The organism is Kribbella rubisoli (genome assembly GCF_004217145.1).
GTDB classification, from domain to species: Bacteria; Actinomycetota; Actinomycetes; order Propionibacteriales; family Kribbellaceae; genus Kribbella; species Kribbella rubisoli.
In genome coordinates, this window is record NZ_SHKR01000019.1 from 131,383 (window position 1) to 152,514 (window position 21,132).

At 67.1% G+C, this 21,132-nt stretch carries 17 protein-coding genes; 5 read left to right on the top strand and 12 right to left on the bottom strand.

The genetic code is table 11. The annotated features are described in order from the left end of the window. Positions 1-47 precede the first annotated feature (47 nt). Entirely contained in the window at positions 48-704 is a 657-nt protein-coding gene (locus EV645_RS40710) for a hypothetical protein (protein WP_130450526.1), read from the bottom strand. Then, the gene (locus EV645_RS40715) at positions 701-1,258 is read right to left on the bottom strand and encodes an RNA polymerase sigma factor (RefSeq protein ID WP_130450528.1); all 558 of its coding nucleotides are present in this window, start codon (positions 1,256-1,258) and stop codon (positions 701-703) included. Before EV645_RS40715 ends, EV645_RS40710 begins: the two co-directional genes overlap by 4 nt. A gap of 154 nt (positions 1,259-1,412) precedes the next feature. Between EV645_RS40715 and EV645_RS40720 the strand changes: the two genes are divergently transcribed. Beyond that, the gene (locus EV645_RS40720) at positions 1,413-2,924 is read left to right on the top strand and encodes a TldD/PmbA family protein (RefSeq protein WP_130450530.1); all 1,512 of its coding nucleotides are present in this window, start codon (positions 1,413-1,415) and stop codon (positions 2,922-2,924) included. Beyond that, on the top strand, positions 2,921-4,324 hold the full coding sequence (locus tag EV645_RS40725) for a metallopeptidase TldD-related protein (protein ID WP_130450532.1): 1,404 nt from the start codon (positions 2,921-2,923) through the stop codon (positions 4,322-4,324). The genes EV645_RS40720 and EV645_RS40725 overlap by 4 nt, the downstream gene beginning before the upstream one ends. 68 nt (positions 4,325-4,392) lie before the next feature. Here the strand turns inward: EV645_RS40725 and EV645_RS40730 are convergent, their stop codons facing one another. After that, positions 4,393-4,824, bottom strand: a complete 432-nt coding sequence (locus EV645_RS40730; RefSeq protein ID WP_130450534.1) for a DUF805 domain-containing protein — start codon at positions 4,822-4,824, stop codon at positions 4,393-4,395. Positions 4,825-4,985: 161 nt separating this feature from the next. Further along, on the bottom strand, positions 4,986-5,654 hold the full coding sequence (locus EV645_RS40735; RefSeq protein ID WP_130450536.1) for a class I SAM-dependent methyltransferase: 669 nt from the start codon (positions 5,652-5,654) through the stop codon (positions 4,986-4,988). A 950-nt stretch (positions 5,655-6,604) separates the two neighbouring features. Here EV645_RS40735 and EV645_RS40740 point away from each other — a divergent pair. The 3 genes from EV645_RS40740 (at position 6,605) to EV645_RS40750 (ending at position 10,219) form a co-directional block, all read left to right on the top strand. Then, positions 6,605-8,137 (top strand): PfkB family carbohydrate kinase, encoded by a 1,533-nt coding sequence (locus EV645_RS40740; RefSeq protein WP_130450538.1) that lies wholly within the window; start codon positions 6,605-6,607, stop codon positions 8,135-8,137. A 222-nt stretch (positions 8,138-8,359) separates the two neighbouring features. Next, entirely contained in the window at positions 8,360-8,626 is a 267-nt protein-coding gene (locus tag EV645_RS40745) for a hypothetical protein (RefSeq protein ID WP_130450540.1), read from the top strand. Between the two features lie 69 nt (positions 8,627-8,695). Beyond that, positions 8,696-10,219 carry a carbohydrate kinase family protein gene (locus EV645_RS40750; protein ID WP_130450542.1) on the top strand — a complete coding sequence of 508 codons (1,524 nt, stop codon included), beginning with the start codon at positions 8,696-8,698 and terminating at the stop codon, positions 10,217-10,219. Between the two features lie 4 nt (positions 10,220-10,223). Here the strand turns inward: EV645_RS40750 and EV645_RS40755 are convergent, their stop codons facing one another. The 8 genes from EV645_RS40755 to EV645_RS40790 all read right to left on the bottom strand — a co-directional run bounded on the left by EV645_RS40755 (position 10,224) and on the right by EV645_RS40790 (position 21,115). Beyond that, the gene (locus EV645_RS40755) at positions 10,224-10,691 is read right to left on the bottom strand and encodes a Mom family adenine methylcarbamoylation protein (RefSeq protein ID WP_479684507.1); all 468 of its coding nucleotides are present in this window, start codon (positions 10,689-10,691) and stop codon (positions 10,224-10,226) included. A 544-nt stretch (positions 10,692-11,235) separates the two neighbouring features. Beyond that, positions 11,236-11,967 carry a hypothetical protein gene (locus EV645_RS42495; RefSeq protein ID WP_198682181.1) on the bottom strand — a complete coding sequence of 244 codons (732 nt, stop codon included), beginning with the start codon at positions 11,965-11,967 and terminating at the stop codon, positions 11,236-11,238. Positions 11,968-12,160: 193 nt separating this feature from the next. Then, positions 12,161-13,861: an IucA/IucC family protein gene (locus EV645_RS40765; RefSeq protein WP_130450548.1), complete on the bottom strand. Its 1,701-nt coding sequence runs from the start codon at positions 13,859-13,861 to the stop codon at positions 12,161-12,163. After that, on the bottom strand, positions 13,858-15,117 hold the full coding sequence (locus EV645_RS40770; protein ID WP_130450550.1) for a lysine N(6)-hydroxylase/L-ornithine N(5)-oxygenase family protein: 1,260 nt from the start codon (positions 15,115-15,117) through the stop codon (positions 13,858-13,860). The genes EV645_RS40765 and EV645_RS40770 overlap by 4 nt, the downstream gene beginning before the upstream one ends. Position 15,118: 1 nt before the next feature. Then, positions 15,119-15,646 carry a GNAT family N-acetyltransferase gene (locus tag EV645_RS40775; protein WP_242000973.1) on the bottom strand — a complete coding sequence of 176 codons (528 nt, stop codon included), beginning with the start codon at positions 15,644-15,646 and terminating at the stop codon, positions 15,119-15,121. Between the two features lie 17 nt (positions 15,647-15,663). Next, positions 15,664-17,280, bottom strand: a complete 1,617-nt coding sequence (locus EV645_RS40780) for an IucA/IucC family protein (protein WP_130450554.1) — start codon at positions 17,278-17,280, stop codon at positions 15,664-15,666. After that, complete coding sequence (locus EV645_RS40785) at positions 17,277-18,764, bottom strand: pyridoxal phosphate-dependent decarboxylase family protein (protein ID WP_130450556.1); 1,488 nt, start codon at positions 18,762-18,764, stop codon at positions 17,277-17,279. The genes EV645_RS40780 and EV645_RS40785 overlap by 4 nt, the downstream gene beginning before the upstream one ends. Positions 18,765-18,847: 83 nt before the next feature. Continuing rightward, complete coding sequence (locus EV645_RS40790) at positions 18,848-21,115, bottom strand: hypothetical protein (protein WP_130450558.1); 2,268 nt, start codon at positions 21,113-21,115, stop codon at positions 18,848-18,850. Positions 21,116-21,132: the final 17 nt, after the last annotated feature.

Below are 21,132 nucleotides of genomic sequence, written 5' to 3' on the forward strand. Positions count from 1 at the left end.
GCAGCTCTCCTGTCGACGAGGACTCACTGCAGATACACCGCCGCTGTTCAAGAGGTTCCGGTCGCCAACTCCACTGCCCGTGCTTCGTCCACGCCTTCGAGCCGGAAGGTCACACCGTCGCGCTCCCAGACCAGAGTGGGTCCGGCGATGCGTACGACGCGCTTGTCGACCAGCACGAGGTCATGCGGGGTCTTGAACCAGAAGCCGTTGATCTGGTCCACATAGTCGAGGCTGCCGTAGTACCGCTTGAGGTACAGCGGCTCGATGCCGGACTGGAATTGCTCCAACCGCACTCCGGTCCAGCTGGTCGCTATGAACCCCTTCGACGCTTCCACGCCGGTCGGTGGACCCAGCTCCTTCGGAAGAGCTGGAGTGAACCCGGCGATCTGTGCGGCCTGCTCCAACGACAGGTGTCCAGCGACGGTGGGCACTGGAGGCGCAGTACTCGGACCGGTGCCGACGGGCTGGGCCTGGACTCCGCCGATGCGCAACCACTCTGCGACGGTCGCCCGGACTGGTGGGGTCAGTGCGAGGCCGGCCAGCAGTACGAGGAAGCCGGCGAGGAACGTACGCCATCTGTCGCGCAGGCGCTTCCGCACTGGGATGTCTGCTACGCGTGTGAGCACTGTGGCTGTCAGGGTGTCGTCAACCGGAGGTACGACGGCAGAGTGTCCGACGGCCCGCAGTTCGTCTTCGAGGCTCATCGCTGCACCTCCTTGTCGGGTAGGGCGTCGCGGAGTCGTCCCAGTGCGCGATGCAGGCGTGATTTGACCGTGCCGCGGGGCCAGCCGAGTACTACGGCGGTCTCCTGCTCGTCCAGATCCAGCAGGTACCTGCACGTCACCACTAGCCGCATCGGCTCCGGGAGCTTCCTTACGGCATCCAGCAGCTCAGTCCGCCGCTCCAGCGACACTGCAGCGTCAGCCGGGTCCAGCACCACGTCCAGCGGTGCCGCCAACTCCTCCCGCCGCGCCCGCCGCCCCCGCGCCCGCACCGCGTTCCGAGTCTCGTTAGCAACAATCCGCAACAACCAAGGCCTGAACGCAGCCCCCTCCCGAAACCCGCCCAGCCCTTTGTAAGCCTTGACGAAAGCCTCCTGCACCACATCATCCGCATCAGCCCCCGCCCCCAAAAACACCGCCGTCCGCTTCGCAATCAGGGCATGCCGACCCACCAACTCGCCGTACGCGGCCGTCTCCCCACCCCGCACCCGAGCCAGAACCTCCGCCTCATCGCCCTGCCCGATCACGCCTCCCATCCACCAAACCCACCCAACTCCATCCAGGAGCCGGCCCCTCACCCCGCTCGGGAGCCGGGCCCCTCTCCCAGCCCGCCGAGCGGAGCGAGGCGGTTTCTTGTCATTGTCACTACACCGCCGGGCTTTGTCCGGTTCCCTGTATAAGGTCGACACCGTGCCTGAAGTCGACGCGAGCTTCCTCGCCCTCCCCCGTCATCAACTCGCCCAGGCGGCGCTCCAGCGTGCCCGCGACCTCGGCGCGACGTACGCCGAGTTCCGCCTGGAGCGGATCCGGTCCGAGTCCATCGCCCTGCGCGACAGCGTCCTGGAGAGCGCGAACGACGACGAGGACCTCGGTCTCGCCGTCCGCGTGATCCACGACGGCACGTGGGGATTCGCCGCCGGCGTCGCGCTCACCGAGGACGAAGCGGTCCGCGTCGCCGAGCAGGCCGTGAACATGGCGCAGGTCTCCCGCCCGATCAACGCCGAGACGATCGAGCTCGCCGACGAGCCCGTGTACGACGACGTCACCTGGCTCTCGTCGTACGAGATCGACCCGTTCACCGTCCCGCGCGCCGACAAGGTCGCGCTGCTCACCGACTACAGCGACCGCCTCCTCAAGGCCGACGGCGTCGCCCACGTGAGCGTCCACGTCGCGACCATCCACGAGTGCAAGTACTACGCGAACACCGCCGGCACGTCGTACACCCAGCAGCGCGTCCGCATCGGCCCGAACATCACCGCCCACGCCGTCGCCGAGGACCGGTTCGACTCGATGTCGACCTGCGCCCCGCCGGCCGGCCGCGGCTGGGAGTACATGACCGGCACCGGGTGGAACTGGGACGAAGAGCTCGCCCAGATCCCCGGCTGGCTCGCCGAGAAGCTCGCCGCGCCGACCGTCGAGGCCGGCGAGTACGACGTGGTCATCGATCCGACGAACCTCTGGCTGACCATCCACGAGTCGATCGGCCACGCCACCGAGCTGGACCGCGCCCTCGGCTACGAGGCGAACTACGCCGGCACCAGCTTCGCCACCACCGACAAGCTCGGAACGCTGAAGTACGGCTCGCCGGTCATGCACGTCACCGGCGACCGCACCGTCGAGCACGGCCTGTCCACCGTCGGGTACGACGACGAGGGCGTCGCCGGCCAGCAGTGGGACCTGGTCAAGGACGGCATCCTCGTCGGGTACCAGGTCGACCGCCGGATGGCGAAGAAGAACGAGGACCTGCTCGGCACGCCGCGCTCCAACGGCTGTGCGTACGCCGACTCGTCCGGCCACATCCCGATCCAGCGGATGGCCAACGTCTCCCTCCAGCCCGCCGCGAACGGCCCCTCCACGGAGGAGCTGATCAGCCGGGTGAAGAACGGGATCTACATCGTCGGCGACAAGTCCTGGTCGATCGACATGCAGCGGTACAACTTCCAGTTCACCGGTCAGCGGTTCTACAAGATCGTCGACGGCAAGATCGTCGGCCAGCTCCGCGACGTGGCCTACCAGGCGACCACCACCGACTTCTGGGGTTCGATGGAGGCGGTCGGCGGCCCGCAGACGTACCTGCTCGGCGGCGCGCTGAACTGCGGCAAGGCCGAGCCGTCGCAGTCCGGCGCGGTCACCCACGGCTGCCCGTCCGCGCTGTTCCGCAGCGTCCGCATTCTCAACACCACGCAGGAGGCCGGCCGGTGACGATTCAGCTCACGCCCCAGGACACCATCGAGCGCGGTCTGGCGCTGGCCGCGGCCGAGGGCGCCGACGGCTGCGTCGTACTCGTCTCCGAGACGTCCAGCACGAACCTGCGCTGGGCCAACAACACCCTGACCACGAACGGCGCGATGCGGGGCTCGAGCGTGACCGTGATCGCCACGGTCGGCTCCGGCGAGGGTACGGCGGCCGGCGTCATCGGCCGCTCGTCCGTCACCGAGGACTCGTTGCGCGAGATCGTCTCCGCCGCCATCGCGACCGCCCGTTCCGCCGGACCGGCCGAGGACGCTCGCCCGCTCGTCGACGGCACCGTCGGCGCGGACTGGGACCTCGAGCCCGAGGAGACCACGGTCGGCGTGTACGAGAAGTTCGCGCCGTCGCTGGGCGAGTCGCTCAAACAGGCCGACCTCGAGCGGCGTCGGTTGTACGGGTTCGCCAACCATGAGGTCGTCACGCTGTACGTCGGCTCGTCGACCGGACTGCGGCTGCGCCAGGCGCTCCCCCGCGGGTACGTCTCCTCGACCGGCAAGAACGCCGACCTCAGCCACTCGGCCTGGGTCGGCACAGCTACCCGCGACTTCACCGACGTCGACGCGCTCGCGCTCGACACCGAGCTCACTCGCCGGCTGGGCTGGGCGAGCCGGACGGTCTCGGTCGACGCCGGCCGTCACCCGACTGTCCTGCCGCCGGCCGCAGTCGCCGACCTGATGACGTACCTGTACTGGCAGCTCGACGGCCGCGACGCCTTCGACGGTCAGACCGTGTTCTCGAAGTCCGGCGGCGGCACCCGGATCGGCGACACCCTGTCGCAGCAGCCGGTGAGCATGCACTCCGACCCGGCGCTGGCCGGGCTCGAGGCGTTCGCGTTCGCGGTGGCGCGGTCGTCGGGCGGATCGTCGAGCGTGTTCGACAACGGGCTGACGTTGCAGGCGACGGACTGGATTCGGGGCGGCAAGCTCGAACACCTGATGACGAGCCGCCATACGGCGGAGCTGATCGGCGTACCGGAGGCGACGCCGGACATCGCGAACTACGTCGTGTCTGTCGACGGCGGAGCCGGCTCGACCGACGACCTGGTTGCCGGGCTCGACAACGGTCTGCTGGTGACCTGCCTGTGGTACATCCGGATGGTCGACCCGCAGACGCTGCTGCTGACCGGCCTGACCCGCGACGGCGTCTACCTGGTCGAGGGCGGCGAGGTGGCGGGCGCGGTCAACAACTTCAGGTTCAACGAGAGCCCGGTGGATCTGCTTGCGCGGTTCACCGGCGCGGGCGCCACGGTTCCGTCGTACTCGAGGGAGTGGGGCGACTACTTCTCCCGGACGGCGACGCCGCCGCTGCTCGTGCCCGACTTCAACATGTCGAGCGTCAGCCAGGCCAACTGACTCCGGCCTTGGTGACAGCAGAAGGCCCCCGCGACAGGTCGTCGCGGGGGCCTTCTGCTGTGTCTGGATCAGACGGTCGGGTAACCCGGCTCCGCCGGACCAGCCTGGCCCGGGCCGCCGAACCGCTCGGCTGCCTTCGGGTCCGGACCGTACGCGTTGTCACCGGCGTTGCCCTCCTGGGCAGCCAGGACGATGAACCAGATCCACCCGATACACGGGATCAGGTTGATCAGGATCCACCAGCCGGAACGACCGGTGTCGTGCATGCGCCGGATCGCCACACCGATCGTGGGCAGCAGCACCGCCAGGCTGTAGATCGTCGACAGCCAGCCGGACGAGCTGGTCGAGCCCGAGCCGAAGTCGAGCCCGAGGATCCGGTCCAGGATGGACAGGATGATCGAGGCGATCACGTTGAAGAGCACGAACATCCAGTACTCTTTGCGGCGGGCCCGGCCGTCGAACACGGCGTACTTCTTCAGAACGTCGATGTACCACTGCATTGCTGTATCTCCGATGGTCGAAGGTGAGACGCGGACCGAGCCTGTCGGAACCGGTCGGGTTCGTCAATGCAACTTTTCGCTTTGGTGACCACACCGCAATCTGGCACGCCGATACCGCAGGCAACTTCACCTGTTCGGAACCAGAACACCTAGAGCCGGCTTCAGCTTTCCTGCACGGGTTTGGTCATGGTGACCCGCCACATCCGCCGCTGACCTTCGTCGTACGGCGTCGTCTCGTCGAGCCGCCAATCCTCGGCCAGCTCGGTCACCAATGACTCGTCGAAGAACCGCCCGACGAAGCCGTCGTGCATCGCCAGTCCGTCCTCCATCTGACGCCAGTACTGCGAGCAGGAGTCGGCTGTCGACCACACGGCGTACACGAAAAGCCCGCCAGGGCAGAGAACACGATGGATCTCGGCGACCAGCGACCGCAGCTCGGACGGCGAGAACGCCATGTTCAGCAGGAGGTTCGCGAACACCGCGTTGACCGTCGCATCGGCCGGCGGCAACGGATCCCGTACGTCGTGCAACGCCGCCGTCACCCGATCGTCGAGCCCCTCCCGCTGCGCCTCGTGCCGCAACTGATCGAGCGCCGCCTCGCTGAAATCGGTAGCGTGCACGCTGAATCCCTGCCTGGCCAGGAAAAGCGCATCTCTCCCGTGCCCCGCCCCCAGCTCCAGCACATCATCGATGCCCGCGGCACCAAACGCCCCAGCCGCCCACTCCACCGCCGCCGAGGGCTCCACCCCATGCAACTGCGGCCGCCGCGCATAAGCCGCTTCCCACCGCTCCTGCTGAGCCCTAGCAAGCTCCACATGCCCGTTATTCATCCTGCTCCCCGTGTTCGTCCCACCGACCTGGCCGATCGACAGACCGCAGCAGCCTACGCCAGAACCCCGAGTAGACGCACCCAGGCGGCGACCGCTCCCCGGTCGGGCCCGTGGAGCCAACCCCAGGAGGACGTATGCCGACCACCCGTGTGACGTGCCCGCAATGCCGCGCCCCGTTGTCACTCACCGTCGACCTGGTGCCGACGTACCTCGCTTATCCATAGCCTTACCCACAACCCCCAAACACCTGTGGACAATCACCCTCCGTACCAACCAGCCGTCCCACCACGCTTTCCGACCGCCGGCGGCTGCACGCAGCGCGCTTTCGCCCGCCCCGCCGTACAAGTCGCCCCACGACCGGCCGCAGCCCCCTCCCGCATCAGCTAGCAGGCCACTCCCCTCGATGCCCGGCATGGCCTCCCTGACCGGCGCGCCCGTCTCTGCCTCTGTCGTCACCGCGGTGTGGTCCTCACGATCGTCGCGACCTCCTTGGTTGCCTACGGCATGAACGGACGCCGCCGCCCGGCCCCTGTCCGCCGTCGTCCTGATCACCGCGAACATCACCTTCGCCGTTAGCGCCCACCACCACCCTGAGTGGTAGACCGTCCCACGGGCACTGATCCTACTGGCCGTAGGAATCCTTGCCTGGCGCAACCAATCGAGCTGGATCCACCCAGCCCCCGGCCTCCCCATCCACCATCATCATCACCACCACCACGACACCTGGCTCAGGCCGACCCTGCCAGTAGCCACCGCCAGCCTGATCCTCCTCATGCTAGGAGCCACCTCCGAACGCCGCCTAAGCCAAGCCACACAGGCCACCCGCTGGGTGAGCTCCCTGAAGTGAATCAATCGCCTGCTCGATCCGACGACGCGCTGACCGGACCGCGGACTAGCGCGGTTAACCGCATAATGAACATGTTGACCTCGCTGTGCTGGGGGGCGCGCGCATGTCCGAGACTGATGGCCCAGGACCGGCCGAGCCGTCCATCCTGGTGTCCGTGTTCGAGTCACTCCGGCGATTCGACGGACTGACAGCCAATCACCTCCAGTCGGCACGCGCCGCACCAGCTCTGCTCCGTCTCCCGGTCGTTCAGAACCAAGCGGTCCGCAGCGGGAACAAACCGGCAGCGGCGGCCGTCGAGGTCGTCATCGAACACGTCCCGCAACTCGAGTCCGTCACCGACCGCATCATCGCCGACGTGATCCTCAACCTCGGGATCTATGTCGACCTCTACAGAGACCAAGCCATCTCCCGCCGTGCCCTGCACATGCTGCAGCGCGGAGGTTTGGGCAACCGCCGCGAAACGCTCATCGAGCACTGGGAAGTGTTCCACCATGCGCACGGCGCCACCTCGACGCCGGATCCACCGGGTGAGCACACACTTCGCGACCGAATAGAGGGCGAGGTCTTCGAGCGGCTCGCCAAGCTGCTGGAGGATCCTGCTCCGGTCGTCGAGCTGATCGAACCGGACGAGCCACCACTGGCACCAGTAGCACGAGGTGCCCGTTCGGCCACGACCGGAAGGGTTGTGGTCGTCGGCGGCGTCGCGATGGACCACCTGTGGCGGATCAGATCGATACCCGACGTGGCCACCTCCACGATGGCGATGAACTACATCCGTTCACCCGGCGGCAAGGGCTTCAGCCAAGCAGTCGCAGCGGCTCACCTGAATCTCGACGTCTCGCTGATCGCGGCCATAGCCGCCGACGGCGCCGGCGAGGAGATCAAGGCGCAGCTCATGCGCGAGGGTGTTGACACCTCGCTGCTCAGGACCATCCCTAACCCTTCCGACCAGGAGAGACTCCAAACACCGGCCACCGGGATCCTCGAACTGCCCGCGGGCAACAGTTCGGCCGTCGTCTGGCGCGACGGTGTCGAGCTGGACAGCTCGGTCATCGATCAGCGGGCCGACGCGATCAAGTCGTGCGACGTACTGCTCCTGACCTTCGAGATGCCGCTCTCCGTCCTTCGACATACGCTCAGCCTCGTCAACTCCAGTTCGACGCGGCCGCTCGTGATCGTGACGCCAGGACAGCCGTACGCCGACGGCCATCTCCTCAGCTCGGCGCTGAGATACATCGACTACCTCGTGGCGCACCTGTGGGAGCTCGAAAAGTTCGCGTTCTCCGAAGAGTCCATGTACGACCCCCAACTGCTCAGCAACGAGCTCTTGAGCCTCGGTCTGCCCTCACTCTGCCTTTTGGTCGACCGAGGCGGCACCGTCTACCGGCAAGGCAAGCCGCAACAATCGATCGAGGCCCCGCCCTCGGACCTGAGAGAATCCTCGATCACCCGCGACGCCTTCTGTGCCGCGCTGGCCGCGCGACTGGCAGACCACGCCGAGCTGACCATCCAAGACATCCACTGGGCAGCCGCCGCGATGGCCTGTTTCGCGGAGACCTACCACCGGGCACCCGCTCACCCACTCCGCGAAACGGTCGACAAGAAGTATCACGAGCTCTTCCCGGACGACGACTGACTTGCCAATTGGCAGCCACCGGTCGGCCGATTGGCGCCCGTGGCTGGTCAAGCCGTCATCTGCACGTGCCAAAGTCCCCCATTTGGTGGCAAAACTCGCCCCTGCCGATCTCAACTGCACGGGCTGACCATAAGACCAGATGCCACCAGCATCGCCAGCGGTTCGGCAGAGCCCGGAACCCCGGGCCTGTCGAACGCGCGGATCAAGAATCGAGGGGACACCATGGACGGCAACCAAGCACTCGCACTGCTGCTGATCTTCGCCTTCTCCTTCGCGATCGCCAAGAACTGGAGGAAGGTCCTCATCTTCCTCGGCGCACTGGCAATGACGGCTGTCTGCTTCAGCGTCTACAGCATCGTCGCCATGGTCGACAGCACCGTCGCCCCCAGCCCCGTCGCACCAACCACCTCCGCCCCGACCACCGCCGGCCCCAGCGATCTCCAGGCAGGCCCGGCGGAACGGCCGTCGAAGACAACTCAACAGCGCTGACGAACCAACGAAACGGCGCCGTGGGCACCCGGGCCACGGCGCCCCCGGTAAAGGAGATGGCACGGTCCGATGACCACTACCGGCGACGAGCAGTCGACCGACGTCCTGTTGCTCGCCAACGTTCTCGAGAAACTCCGTACCCGTGCCGGCCTGACGGCCGATCGTCTCCGCTCGGACCGAACCGGTCTGGCCGCTCCCTTGCGAGAGTTGGTGGCCGGACGCCACTTCGCGGGGCCTGCTGACGCAGTCCCGGCCGAGGCCGTGGTCGCGCTGGTCGCCGACTGTGTCCGCGAGCGGCTTCACGGTTCCCAGCGACTTGTAGCGGATGTGATGTTGGCGCTCCAGCTGCACGCCGAGGCGCTCTCAGAAGCCTTCGGCGATCGACTCCAACGCTCGCTGTACAAGTCCGCGCTCGGCCGGCGTCGGGAGACCCTTCTGGCCAATTGGCACGAATTGCATGACGCACTCGAATATCCGCGCCCCGCCGCTCCGAGCGACCGGGCTCTTCGCGGCTCCATCGAGCTCGACGTCCTGCAGGAGCTGGCCGGCCAACTCGTCCGTGCCGATGACCCAGCAGCCGGTAGGTCGACCAAGCTCACGCTTCACAGGACGTCGGTACCCGAAACTTCGGCAACCGGCCGGGTCATCGTCGTCGGTGGCGCCGTGATGGACGTGAAGTTCCGCATCAAGGGGCTGCCGGCGCCCGAGACGTCGACCGAGGCGCACGGGTTCGAGCGGTCGCCCGGAGGCAAGGGGCTAACTCAGGCGGTGGCCGCGGCCCGTCTCGGACTCAAGACGTCCCTGATCGCCGCGGTCGCGGATGACGCCTTCGGCGAAGAGATCATGCACTACGTCGAGAACAAGGGCGTCGACACCTCGCTGATCAAACGCGTCCGGCGCTCCCAGACCCCTTTCACCGGTGTGCTCGAACAGGAGATGGGCGACAGCATCGCCATCAACTGGCGCAATCAGAACGAGGTCTGCATCGAGGCCAGGGACATCGACGAGCGGTACGACGACCTAGCGGCGGCCGACGTACTGCTGCTGACCTTCGAGGTACCACGCGACGTCATGCAGCACACGCTCGAGGTTGTCCACCGCGTCCCGGTCCGCCGACCGCTGGTCATCGTCACGCCAGGTCAGCCCTACGCGGACAAGAGGATCTCCTGGGACGCCTTTCCCCGGATCGACTACCTGATCGCGCACGCCTGGGAACTCGCCTCCTTCGCGCCGCGGGCCGCCGGTCCGTTCGACCCCGACCCGATTGCTCGCAGCCTGCTCGTCTTCGGCCTGAACACCCTCTGCCTCTTGGTCAACGGCGGCTGCACCATCTACTCGAAAGCCTTCGACGAGCCTTTCAGCGTCCCGAGCATCCCGTCGATCTACAAGGAAGCTTCCGCTGCACGTGACGCCTTCTGCGCCGCCCTCGCAACCCGCCTGATCGACAACGACCGAAGATTCACAGACGAGGTAGCCGTCTGGGCCGCAGCCGCTATGTCCTGCGCGGCGAGCGATTTTCCGCTGCAGAACCCTATGCCCGACCGCAAACGTGTTGACGAGCTACTCGCCAGATCGCATCTCAGGCCCCGCTGACAGTTCAGCGCCGAAGGAGGCGGTACTCGCCTGCGGCAACCTGTTCGGTCTCACCACGCACCCGGCTGCAGAAGATCACCGAGTCGAGCAGGCGGAAGCGGCTCTGTTCGAATCGATGCGCGCGATTGTCGGCACTGAGCTGGGCGAGGTTGGCGCCGCCGAAGCGGTTCCGGAGCTGGCGAGGGCTCGCGTAGAGGCCATCGACGTACAGGTACGGCCTGGCCGTGATTGACATCCACTGCTGCCAGTTGGCAGAGCGGTAGCTGGACCCGGTGAAGCCGAGATTCGGGTCGACCGCCGTGGTCAGCACCTGCACGCTCGGCAACTCCTGCCGAATTGCCGACCGGAGCTTACCCAACAGGTATGAGATCGCGTTGGCGGGAGCCACGTCGAAGGAGTACACCCGAGACACGTCCCAGGCCGAACCGAGTGGTACATCGAATTGTGTCTGCAACTGCCGCGCGACCCGCATCCACTCCAACGGCGACACACTGCACAAGGTCACCGGACGACGGCTCAGGGGCTCGACCAGCGCAAAGTTGACAGACCCGGCACGAGCATTCCGCAGGTAATGGAGCCGGCCGAAGATTGGGTCCGCGACGCTGTTCCTGAGCCGAACGAATCGAAGATCAGACAGGTCGAACCGATTCCGCGGAATCAGCTCACCGACGCTCCGCTGATCCTCCCGGAGCCGAACGGCGTGACGGTGCAACTCGGTCTCGACACTCCGCCGCGACACAGTGCCGTCCGACCGAGTCAGTCGCGGCAGATGCAAGAGGGTACGGACGCTCAGCGCCCGGCTAGGCACCTTGTACTCGCGGGCCGCATCGGCCAGTAGATCGGCGAACTCAGGACTGTTCCTTCGGCAGTCCTCGAGCGAGGGGCGGGACACTGGACCGACCCGACCGCCAGGCAGAAGCGTCTCGGGTCGCGAGGCAATGGTGGACAAGCGAGCTGTCTCCTGTCAGACCATTGGTGATGTCAGCTCGACCTGACATCACCAAAGAAAGCCGCGCTCAGGCGGCGGTGGACCCGGCGGATTCAGAACCGGCCGCGCCCGGCGACGTTTGCTGCTGGGTGGTCACCGATCGGGACCGGACTGCCACCGCCTGATGGAGGTTTCGAAATGCTTTGCGCCAGACCGGGCTCGTAGCCTGATCAAGCGCTGTGTATCTGTCCCAGACCGAGTCGCCGCGCAATTCTTCGAGACTTCTTCGGCTGTTCGCTTTGTACTCGATCGACCAATCCGTGAGGTCGCCGTAGTATTCACAGAGCACCGGACGCTTACAAAGTTTCTCAAATCGGCTGAACTGGTCGAACTGATCGAAAGTCAGGTCAATCACCAAACGCCGCGGCGACGCCTCGTCACCTATCTCGACCCAGCAATGGAAGGTCGCGACATCTTTGTCCGCGCCGAACCGGACGTCACCGAAGCAGTATCGAGCCTGAGATCGCCAGGACCGACGGAGCCTGGGCATCAGCCAGGCCGAGCTGACCCCGCACTGCCCGACCGACGGCGGGTCTCCAGGGAGCCGTGGTGTCCTCGGATGTCGGGTGGTGTCGTTCCAGTGGCGCGCAAGCCGATGCCGGCTCCTCTTAAGAGTCCATCTCAGCAGCCCTAGCCTCGGGCCCGAGACCGCTGGCCGGCTGTGCGACAGGGCGGCCGGTTCGGCGTCACTCAGGTCGGTCTCCGGCGAACCATGATCTGCGGGCGAAAGTTCCGCCGCAGCGCGCTCGACAAGCGTCACCCCGTGCACTCCATCCAGGCGATCTTCGAATCGCCGACCTTACAGAGTGAAGCGAATGTAGCAGTGCGTGTCAACTCTGCCACCCTGAGTGGCTGGAACCGCGCGGAAAGCATGATGTGTTGTACCGCTTGCACGCTGAGGCGTGTCAATAGATCGGCGACCGTCTTAATGGTCCACGTCACAGGGGGACCGGCTACGGCATGTGGAGCGGGTTCGGGATGCTGCCGGTGGACGGGATTGGAGGACGTGTGTCGAGGTCGGCGTAACCGAGGGTCAGGCGGTAGCCGTTCAGGGGGTAGCGGCCGAAGGAGTCGCCGAGAAAGGCTGTGGCGGCCAGGCGGGCGGCGCACTCCGGATGTGCAGCCGTGTAGCGGTCTATTTCGGCTTGAGCCAGGGACCAGAAAGCTGCTTCGGGGATGTGATTCTGACTGGCGAGCGGGTTCAGGACACCTAGCAAGAGGGCGTCGACAATGTATTGCCGGAGAACGCTCCAAGACTTTCTTGGAAGGACTCTGGAGTGCGTGTCAGGCGTATTTCCGCGCGCTGCTATTTCGTCGGTTGAAATGTTAATGTCATCGACCAGGTCTTTAATGACCAGACGAGCTGGAATGCCCTGGAAATTGCAGATGATGGCTAGGTTTTCACCGTGTGGGTTGACCGTTATGCCGTAGTGGTGGAGTAGGTGGAGTAGTGGGCGGAGGAGGGTGGAGAGGAGGTGGCTGAGCCAGGTTTGGGGGTCGGTGCCGGCGCGGGCGATCGCGGCTGGGGTGAAGCCGGGATGCAGTACGGCGGCTAGCGGCCAGACGGACTCGCCCTCGCGGAGGCGGGGGTCTACGGGGTCTCGCCAGATGACGCCGAGTGTTTCGGTCCATTGGTACGGGATGCCGGGGTGGGTCGAGAGTTCCGGGTGCGGGACGGTGACTGAGGCGACTTCGCCTAGGAGTTCTGTGCCCAACGCACGGAAGGTTTCGTCGCGGGACCAGAGGCCGTGGAGCCATTGGGTGAGCATGGGGGCGGCTAGCGTGCAGTGGGAGGGGATGCCTCGGTAGACGCTGGTGTTGAGGATTTTGAGGGGGAGTTTTACCTGGTAGCGCATCGGGTTGGTGATGTTGACCATGGTGCGGATGGATTGGGTGGGGAGGTACTCGTCGGGGCTCTCGCCGAGGATGACGATCTCGCCGGTGGCTAGTTCTCGGGCCCATTGGGTGCGGATGACGTGGTCTAGTTGCCAGGGGTGGCATGGGAGCCAGACGTACGCGTCGGGGTCGTCCAGCCGGCCACGGAAGGCCGCCACAGTTTCAACATCAAGTTCGCGGGCGATGACGGCGTGCTCGGAGAGGTCCGGCGTACCGCGGAACTCGGCTAGGCCTCGGCGTACGGCGAGCCAGGTCAGGTGGAGCGGCGTACGGGCCTCGGGGGCGTAGCGCTCGCTGTCGGCGGCTGAGAAGCCTAGGCGGCCCTTGTTGGCTACCAGGAGGGGGTGGCCGGTCAGGTGGCCCTCTAGGCGGCTGTGGTGTAGGTCCAGCAACTCGGCGACCGGTACGGCGGAGGCAGCCATGCGTACGTCGGCTGCCAGTGTGCTCGTCAGCTCGGCGACGTACCCGGCGATGGTCGAGCCGTCCAACCCGAGTACGTCGGAGGCCTCGACGAAGAACTGGATCGGGTCGGTGGCCGCCTCGCTCTCGTCGTTGCCGAGGATGCCGCTGGTGGTACGGCGGATCGACTGCGGGTCGACGCGCCAACTGCCGAACCCACCACGCGTGGCTTCGAAGGAATAGGACGCAGGCCCCAGGTCCAAGCGATTGTCGACCGGCTCGAGCAGGCCCTCGGTGCAGAACTGGGAGATCAGTTTTGCCAGCAGGTCCGCGGAACAGCGAGTCCAGAGGGGGTTCATCCGGGGATGGTGAAGGTTGTGAATGCGGTGGACTTCGGGAGGCGGAAGACTTCTCGGGCGGCGATGGTGTTGAGGATGGTGGCGTTGCGGATGGCGCCGAGGCCCAGGTCGGGGGCGGCTACGCCGTGGGAGTGGAGGTCGGCGTTGGCGACGAAGATTCGGTCGGGGACGGTGGTTGATGAGGCGCTGTGGTTGCGGTTGAGGATCCAGCGGCCCGAGGCGTCGTGGTCGAGCAGGGGCTGCAGGGAGGTCATGAAGGGTAGTGGCCGGTTGCGGTAGCCGGTGGCGGCCACTACTACGTCTGTTGTGTGATGAAAAGTGCGCCCGGTGTCGGCGTGCAGCATGGTCAGTTCTACGCCGTCGGGGCCGACGGCTGCGGACTGGACGCCGACACCTACCTGGAGTTCGACCGGCGCCGCGACCTGGTCGCGGGCGTAGAGCTCGTCGTGGATGTCTTCGAGGGTTTCTGCGGAGATGCCCTTGTAGTGGCGCCACTGGTCTTTGACCAACTGGTTGCGGACGGGCTCGTCCAGGGCGTGGAAGTAGTCGACGTACGAGGGGGTGGTCATCTCCAGGACGAGTTTGGAGTAGTCCAGCGGGGTGAAGGCAGCGGTGCGGGTCAGCCAGGAGACGGCGGGAGCCGATGATCGCAGCAGGTCGAGTGTGCACTCGGCGCCGGACTGGCCGGAACCTACGACGGTGACGTGCCCGGCAGCGAGGAGGTCCGGACGGCGGAAGAGGTAGTCCGCAGAGTGCAGGAAGCGGTCCGCGGGGAGATCGCTGAGGGCGGCGGGGACATATGGTTCCGTACCAACGCCGACCACCAGATGCCGAGCTTCAAACCGAAGAACAGCCTCACCGCGCTCGACAGTCAACAAGAACGCCGACCCGTCCCAGACCACCTCACGCACGTGGTGACCGAAGTGCAGTGACTCCAACTGCGCAGCACACCACCGCAGGTACGTCTCGTACTCGCGCCGCGTCGGATGGAACTTCTCCCGCACGTAGAACTGATAGAGCCGGTCAGTCGCACGAAGGAACGACAGAAACGACAGGTGGTGCGCCGGCTCGACCAACGACACCAGGTCAGCCAGGAACGACACCTGCAGCATCGCGTCTTCGAACATCAGCCCGCGGTGCCACGTGAACTCCGGCCTGCTGTCCAGCACGGCGATCTCGATGTCGTCCACCTCGGAGGCCAGTGCGGCGAGTCCGAGGTTGAACGGCCCACAGCCGATCGCGATCACGTCGTACATCTCATGCCTCCAGAGTGGTCCGGGTGCGGACCATCAGTACTGCTGTCTTGTCGGGCAGCTGTAGCTCCCCCTGCTGGACAAAGCCCGCCGCGACGAACGCACGGACGGACGGGGTGTTCTGTACGTCGGGCTCAGCCACCACCCGCTCGCACGCTGGATCGGCGCGCAACAACGCATCCGCAACCGCTCTGATCAGCCGACGACCCAATCCGCGACCGACCCGCGTGACATCACCGATGGCGAGGTGCATGCCCCAGTCGTGCTCGTCGCTCGCGTAGTACTCAGCCAGGTGGTCGTGCCGCACGCGGTACAGCTCGACGTACCCGAAGTCCTCCTCGTCCACGGCCGCGACGCAAGGGACCGAGTGCTCCCCCGATGTCTGCCGGGTGATCTCCTGCGCCCAGCGCTCGACCGACCAGTCCTGGTGCCACCACCGCCGGATGTGCGGCTGCGCCATCCACAGTGCGATCCGTGCCGCGTCGGAGGCGCCGGCCGGACGGAGGTCGAGGCCGTCGTCCAGGTGGAGCATCGGCTGCAGGTCACACCTCATCGCAGCGGGTTCGGGATGTCGAGGTACACCGACTGGGCGTCCAATGGCGCCACCACTTCGTCGATACCGCGCAGCCTGGTCAGCATGTTCGCCTTGCACGGCAGTGTGTCGGCCTCCAGCCACCGCCGCGCCAGCCTGTCCCCAGAGGGTCCAGCAGCCTCCAGCAACGGCAGCGCGAGCGTCAACCGCTCCCGCACCACGCTGAGCAGCTCAGCCTCGTCAGCGATCCCATCTGCCGCCAGACAGCCCACAACAGCCAGCGCCTGGTTGTGCAGCAGGTAGTAGGTCAAGCGATCGTCGACAATCGAGTCGTCCACCACCGCGAGCGTCGAGTCACGCAGCCCGGTCACCGCCAGGAGACCACGCAGGTACGACGACGCGAGGTAGTACCCCTGGTTGTCGCGATAGGCACCGCCCTTGATCCGCCCGGACCCGTCCAGCCGCACCAGCGTGTTCTGCTGATGCGCCTCGAGCCCGATGCCGGTCTCGGCGTACAGGTGCAGCATCGGGATCAGCAGGTTGTCGATGTACTCCGCCACCCAGCCGGCCGGGTCGTCCGCGGCGTACACACTCAGTCGGCTGAGCCCGCCAGGACGAGGCGCGACCAGACCCGCCAGACATGCATAGCTGTTGACGTCTGCCGGCACCTCCCGCACAGCAACGTCAAGACCGGTCAGCGTCGGCCCGCCCTCGTCAAGAGCAACCCAGGCCGGATCCCTGACGATGCTGAAGCGCGGGTGCGCGGTCGCCGTACCCGCGTTGTACGCCGCATCGAGCAAGCGGTTGATCTCCAGCCCGCGACGCAGCTCGGTCGGCGTGGACTCACGCCGCGAGTTGGTGATCCGCAGCCCGAGTGACAACTTGAGCATCACCGGCAGATCCGGGTGAAAGACCGTCCGCAACGAAGACGTCGGATACCAGGTAGCTCCCTGCGGCCCCAGCGCCTTGACGCGGCCGGCCTTGACAAGCGATGCCACCCGAGGCCGCGAAAGCACCGACGCCGCCTGCCACGGATGCGCCGGGATCAGCACCCGGCCCGACGACGCAGTGATACCGGCCAGCGCGCCCATCAGCTGCACAGCGTCCAGTCCCTGCAGCGAGGGCGCGCCGGCCACCTGGTCCGACGACACCAGCTCGGCGTCGGCTTCGAACCAGTGCACTGCGAAACGGCCACCGAGCTCCGGTGAGTACGCCGCCAGCTCGGCCCCGCTCAGTCCGTCCCGGCTCTTCGGCGCCGGGTGGTTCAGATGCCCGAACAGCAACGCCTGCTCGAACTCCAGGAAGCGCCCAGGTCCGCGCTCCCCGTCGGCGTCGTCCACAAACCGTGAGACGTTCCGCACCGACTCCGCCGTACGCGCCGCCAGATCGTCGATCTCCGCCGGATCCGCGTCCGCGGACAGCACCCGCACCAGATCCTCCGGGACGGCCGGTACGCCGTCCACCAGCACGTCGGTGAACTGGTGCAACCCGGTGCGCGAGGCGTGCTCGACCCGGGCGGTCACCGTCGACGAGCCCACGGAGAACGCCAGCGGTCCGACCGCGACCGGCACGGACGACTCCCGGGTGTAGCACCGCAGGATCGCGTTCAGATGCGCAGCAACCGCAATGCTCACGCCGCTCCTTCACCGGTCAGGACGTCGAGGCCGGTGGCCACGACCTGGTCGAGCAGGTCCTCGATGTCCGTCGCGGTGGCGTTCGGGTTCAGCAGCGTCAACTTCAACGCGACCGCTGCCGGGCGGCCACCGCGGGCCGGCAGTTTGGTCCGGCCGATCAGCACCCGTCCGGACGTCAGCAACCGGCGCCGGACCTCTCCCTGAAGGGCATCCGCAGCGGATGCCTCCAGCCCCCGTCCGGCGACCCGGAACAACACCGTGGTCAGAGTCACCGGCGCCAGCAACTCGAGGTTGCTGTCGGCAACGACCCGGGCCGCGGCGGCATGCGCGAGCTCGTGACAGGTGTCGAGCATTGTGCCCAGTCCGGACCGCCCGTATGCCGTCAGCGTGGTGGCAACCTTGACCGCATCCGGACGGCGGGTGGTCTGCAGGCTGCGTCCGAGCAGGCCGTCCAGCCCGGAGTCGATGTCGTCGGCCGGGTTCAGGTAGTCCACCGACCGGTCGAACGCGGAGAACCGGGTCCGATCGGCCACCAGCAGCACGCTGGTCGCCGCCGGCTGCCAGCCGATCTTGTGCAGGTCCAGCGTGACCGAGTCCGCCAGCGGCAGGTCGGCGAGCAACGGCGCCAGGCGCTCGGAGAACAGTGCCCCGAACCCGTACGCCGCATCCACGTGCATCCAGACCCCGTGCGCACGGGCCAACGTGGCGATGTCGCCGATCGGGTCGATCGAGCCGAAGTCCGTCGTACCGGCTGTCGCGACCACGGCGACCGGCGTACGACCGGGCTTGGCGAGCTCGTCGGCGAGTACGTCGGTGCGCAGGCGGAAGTTCTCGTCGGACGGAATCGTGATCGCGGCCGACTCACCGAGCCCGAGGGCGGCACAGGCTCGCTGGACGGAGAAATGCGCCAGCTCGGAGCAGAACACGACCGGCCGCTCGAGACCCTGCAGGCCGTTCCGCCGTACGTCGACCCCCGCCGCGGCGGCCGCGCTGTCGCGGGCGATCAGGACCGCGAGCAGGTTCGAGATCGAACCCCCAGGCGTCAGTACGCCGTCCGCCTCCGGGCCGAAGCCGGCGAGGTCGGCCAGCGACTTCACGACCCATTGCTCGATCGCGAGCGTCGCCGGACCGGAGTCGTACGTGTCCATCGACGCGTTCGAGGCCGAGGCCAGCGCGTCCGCGTCCACCGCGACCTGGAGCACCGGCGGCTGCAGGTGCGCTGCCGCGTGCGGGTGGCTCAGGTCGATGCCGTTCTGGTCCAGCAGGCCCGCGATCAGGTCGAGCGCGGCCGACTCCCCCACGCCGGTCGACGGGATCCGCGGCTCACCCAGCACCTCTGCGGCCCGGCGCAGTACCGCTCCGGGGGAACCGTGCGGCAACGGTCCACGCTCCCGATCCGAGACCGTCGAGGCCAGCGACCAGCGGTCGGTGAACGGATCGCGGACGGGTGTTGGCAGCGCGGTCAGACGCGCGGGCTGCGACATCCAGATCTCCCGGGAAGTTGTCGAGTAAGGCAACCCTTACTAAGGCAGCCCTAACTTTTGCCCGCCTCACCGACCGTGTCAACTCAACCACCCGAGACGTGAACATCCTCACGAACCGTCGGCGCCATCCAATGCGGCCCGGCGCTCCACCCGAGCAGCCGACGCCCGCCTCCAACTGTCCGGCCTTCCGCGTCGAATCGCTCGCCCGCGACCACCTGCTGCAGCCCTGCAACGGCCGGCGCCAGCCGAGGATCAGCCAGCCGCTCCAGCACCTCAATTTGGGACGCCTGCGAGCAGAAGCTCAGGTAGAAGATCGCCTGCCGCCACGCGTACGCCACCTTCCTGATGTCCAACTGCCGCTGAACCGCCCAGGTGAACGCACGGTCCGCCAGCTCAGGCGCGACCTCCCGCAGCCAGTCGATCAGCTCCAGCCCCTCGACCAGCACCGCCAGGTTGTGGGTGGTCAGGATCTGGCTCTGCTCCAGCACGGTCCCGTTCTGAGCGACGTGGCCGCCACCCTTCCCGGCCTCGTGCGCACGCTGGCGGCATACGTCTGCGAAGTCGTCCGCGGTCGCCTTGCCCCAGCGCATGTACCTACGCTGCTCCACGGCGGGCCAGGACGCCGGCAGGTCGTAGTACCGCGCGTAGAGCGTCCCGAACATCACCCGGCTTGCCACCGACGCCGCATGCCGCCACTTCTCGGTGAACGTCCCCATGAAGATGTCGGCCGCGACCTCCTCGACGAGCGGCAGCTTGAGGTCGGCCTGTGAGGCCAGTGCGCCGAACTCCCGGACGAGCGGATTCGGCAGGATCATCTGCGGAAAGGCGGTGAGCGCCAGAACCGTCGTCTCGCGCAGCGACTGCGCCGCGGCGCGCGTCGCCTGAACACGCTGATCGCGGTACGGCGCCACTGCGGCGATCCACGGCAGTTCGTCGAACCGCACCTGGTGTTCAAGGTTGAGCAGCAACAGGCTCCGCCGACGCCGGAAGGCCGCGTAGCTCTGGGCGTAGGCGGCGGCCAGAGACGGGTCCTCGATGTTGGCGGCGAGCAACTGCGACGTGATCTGCGGCAGCACCTGCGCGAGCACCTCCCCCGAGCTGATGACGCCGCGATCCACCAGCTCACCGATCGGGGCCTCCAGCGCCCGCGCTGCCTTCGCAAGCAGGTGCGCCGGAATGGCTGAGCCGGCCGCCGCGGGAACCTCGTCGGCGGTCACGTCGCCATCGATCGCATCGAGTGTGGGCAGCCCGCCGTCATCCGGGAACCGATCCAGCCGGCAGCTCAATACGTGTGCCAACGTCGCGTACGTCGGCCGCGCGGCGACGGCGTTCTGCGTCGTACGCAAGGCGGCACGCGCCTCCGATCCGGGCGCGCCGTGGGCCTGGATCGTGTTGGCCAGCGCACGACGGATCCAGCCGACCTCCCGACCGGTCAGCGCCGAACTGTCGGACGGACAACGCTCGAGCGCCGCCTGCAGCCGGGCGAAGTTGCTCTTCGGAGGCTGCTGCCGATGGACCTCGGCAGCGGCTCGGAACTCGTCCAGCCATTGAGAACGCCGTTCCATCCAGTCGTCCGGCCAGACCCGGCACGGCCAGCCACCGACGACCGCACCGTCGGCGGTCAGCTCCGGCAGTTCGTCGTCGACCGTGTCGCACCACAGCGCCACCAAGCGGTCGTACAGCGGGTTCCAGATCCGCAGAGTCTCCAGCATGGCAGCGATCCGCGGCCGTACCGTTGCCTGCCGCAACGTACTGCGTACCTCGGCGACCGGCTGCAGCCGCACGACCGCGCCGGACGGCGTCGACGACCGGCTGAACGTCGGCGTGAACCGGAGCCGGTGCATCAGCGGGCGGAGCTCCGACGTGAGGTCGAGCGCCGCGGCGTACTGCTTGTGCTCGAGCAACCAGGCGACGACCAGCAGCGCCGACTCTTCGGGGACGTCGATCCGGTAGTTGTTGGTGTGCAGGGCCTGGCTGAGCTCCGCGAGCCCTTCGTCGCCGAGGAACCACAGGTTGAGCCGCTCCCGGTCGGTCTCCCCCGGCGCGTCCTCCGGCACTCGTGCAAGCTCGTCCTCGCGCAGCGGCGCCTCTGCGACGTACCGCCCGGTCGCGAACCCGCCGTGCGCCACCTCGAGCGTGACCCAGGCCGGCGTGTCCGCCACCGGGGTCCGCGATCCGACCGTGAGTCGCCCGGAGGCCATCCCGTCGAGAACGTTGCGCCAGGCATCGACCCGGACGGCAGCACGTCGGCGTACGGCGAGATCGTCGGAGATCAGCGCCCGCTCGAGAGCCTGTTCGAGCCGGACCATCGCGTACCCGGCCGAGGCTGTGGCGCGCGCTTCCTCTGACATAGGACCCCGTTTCCCTG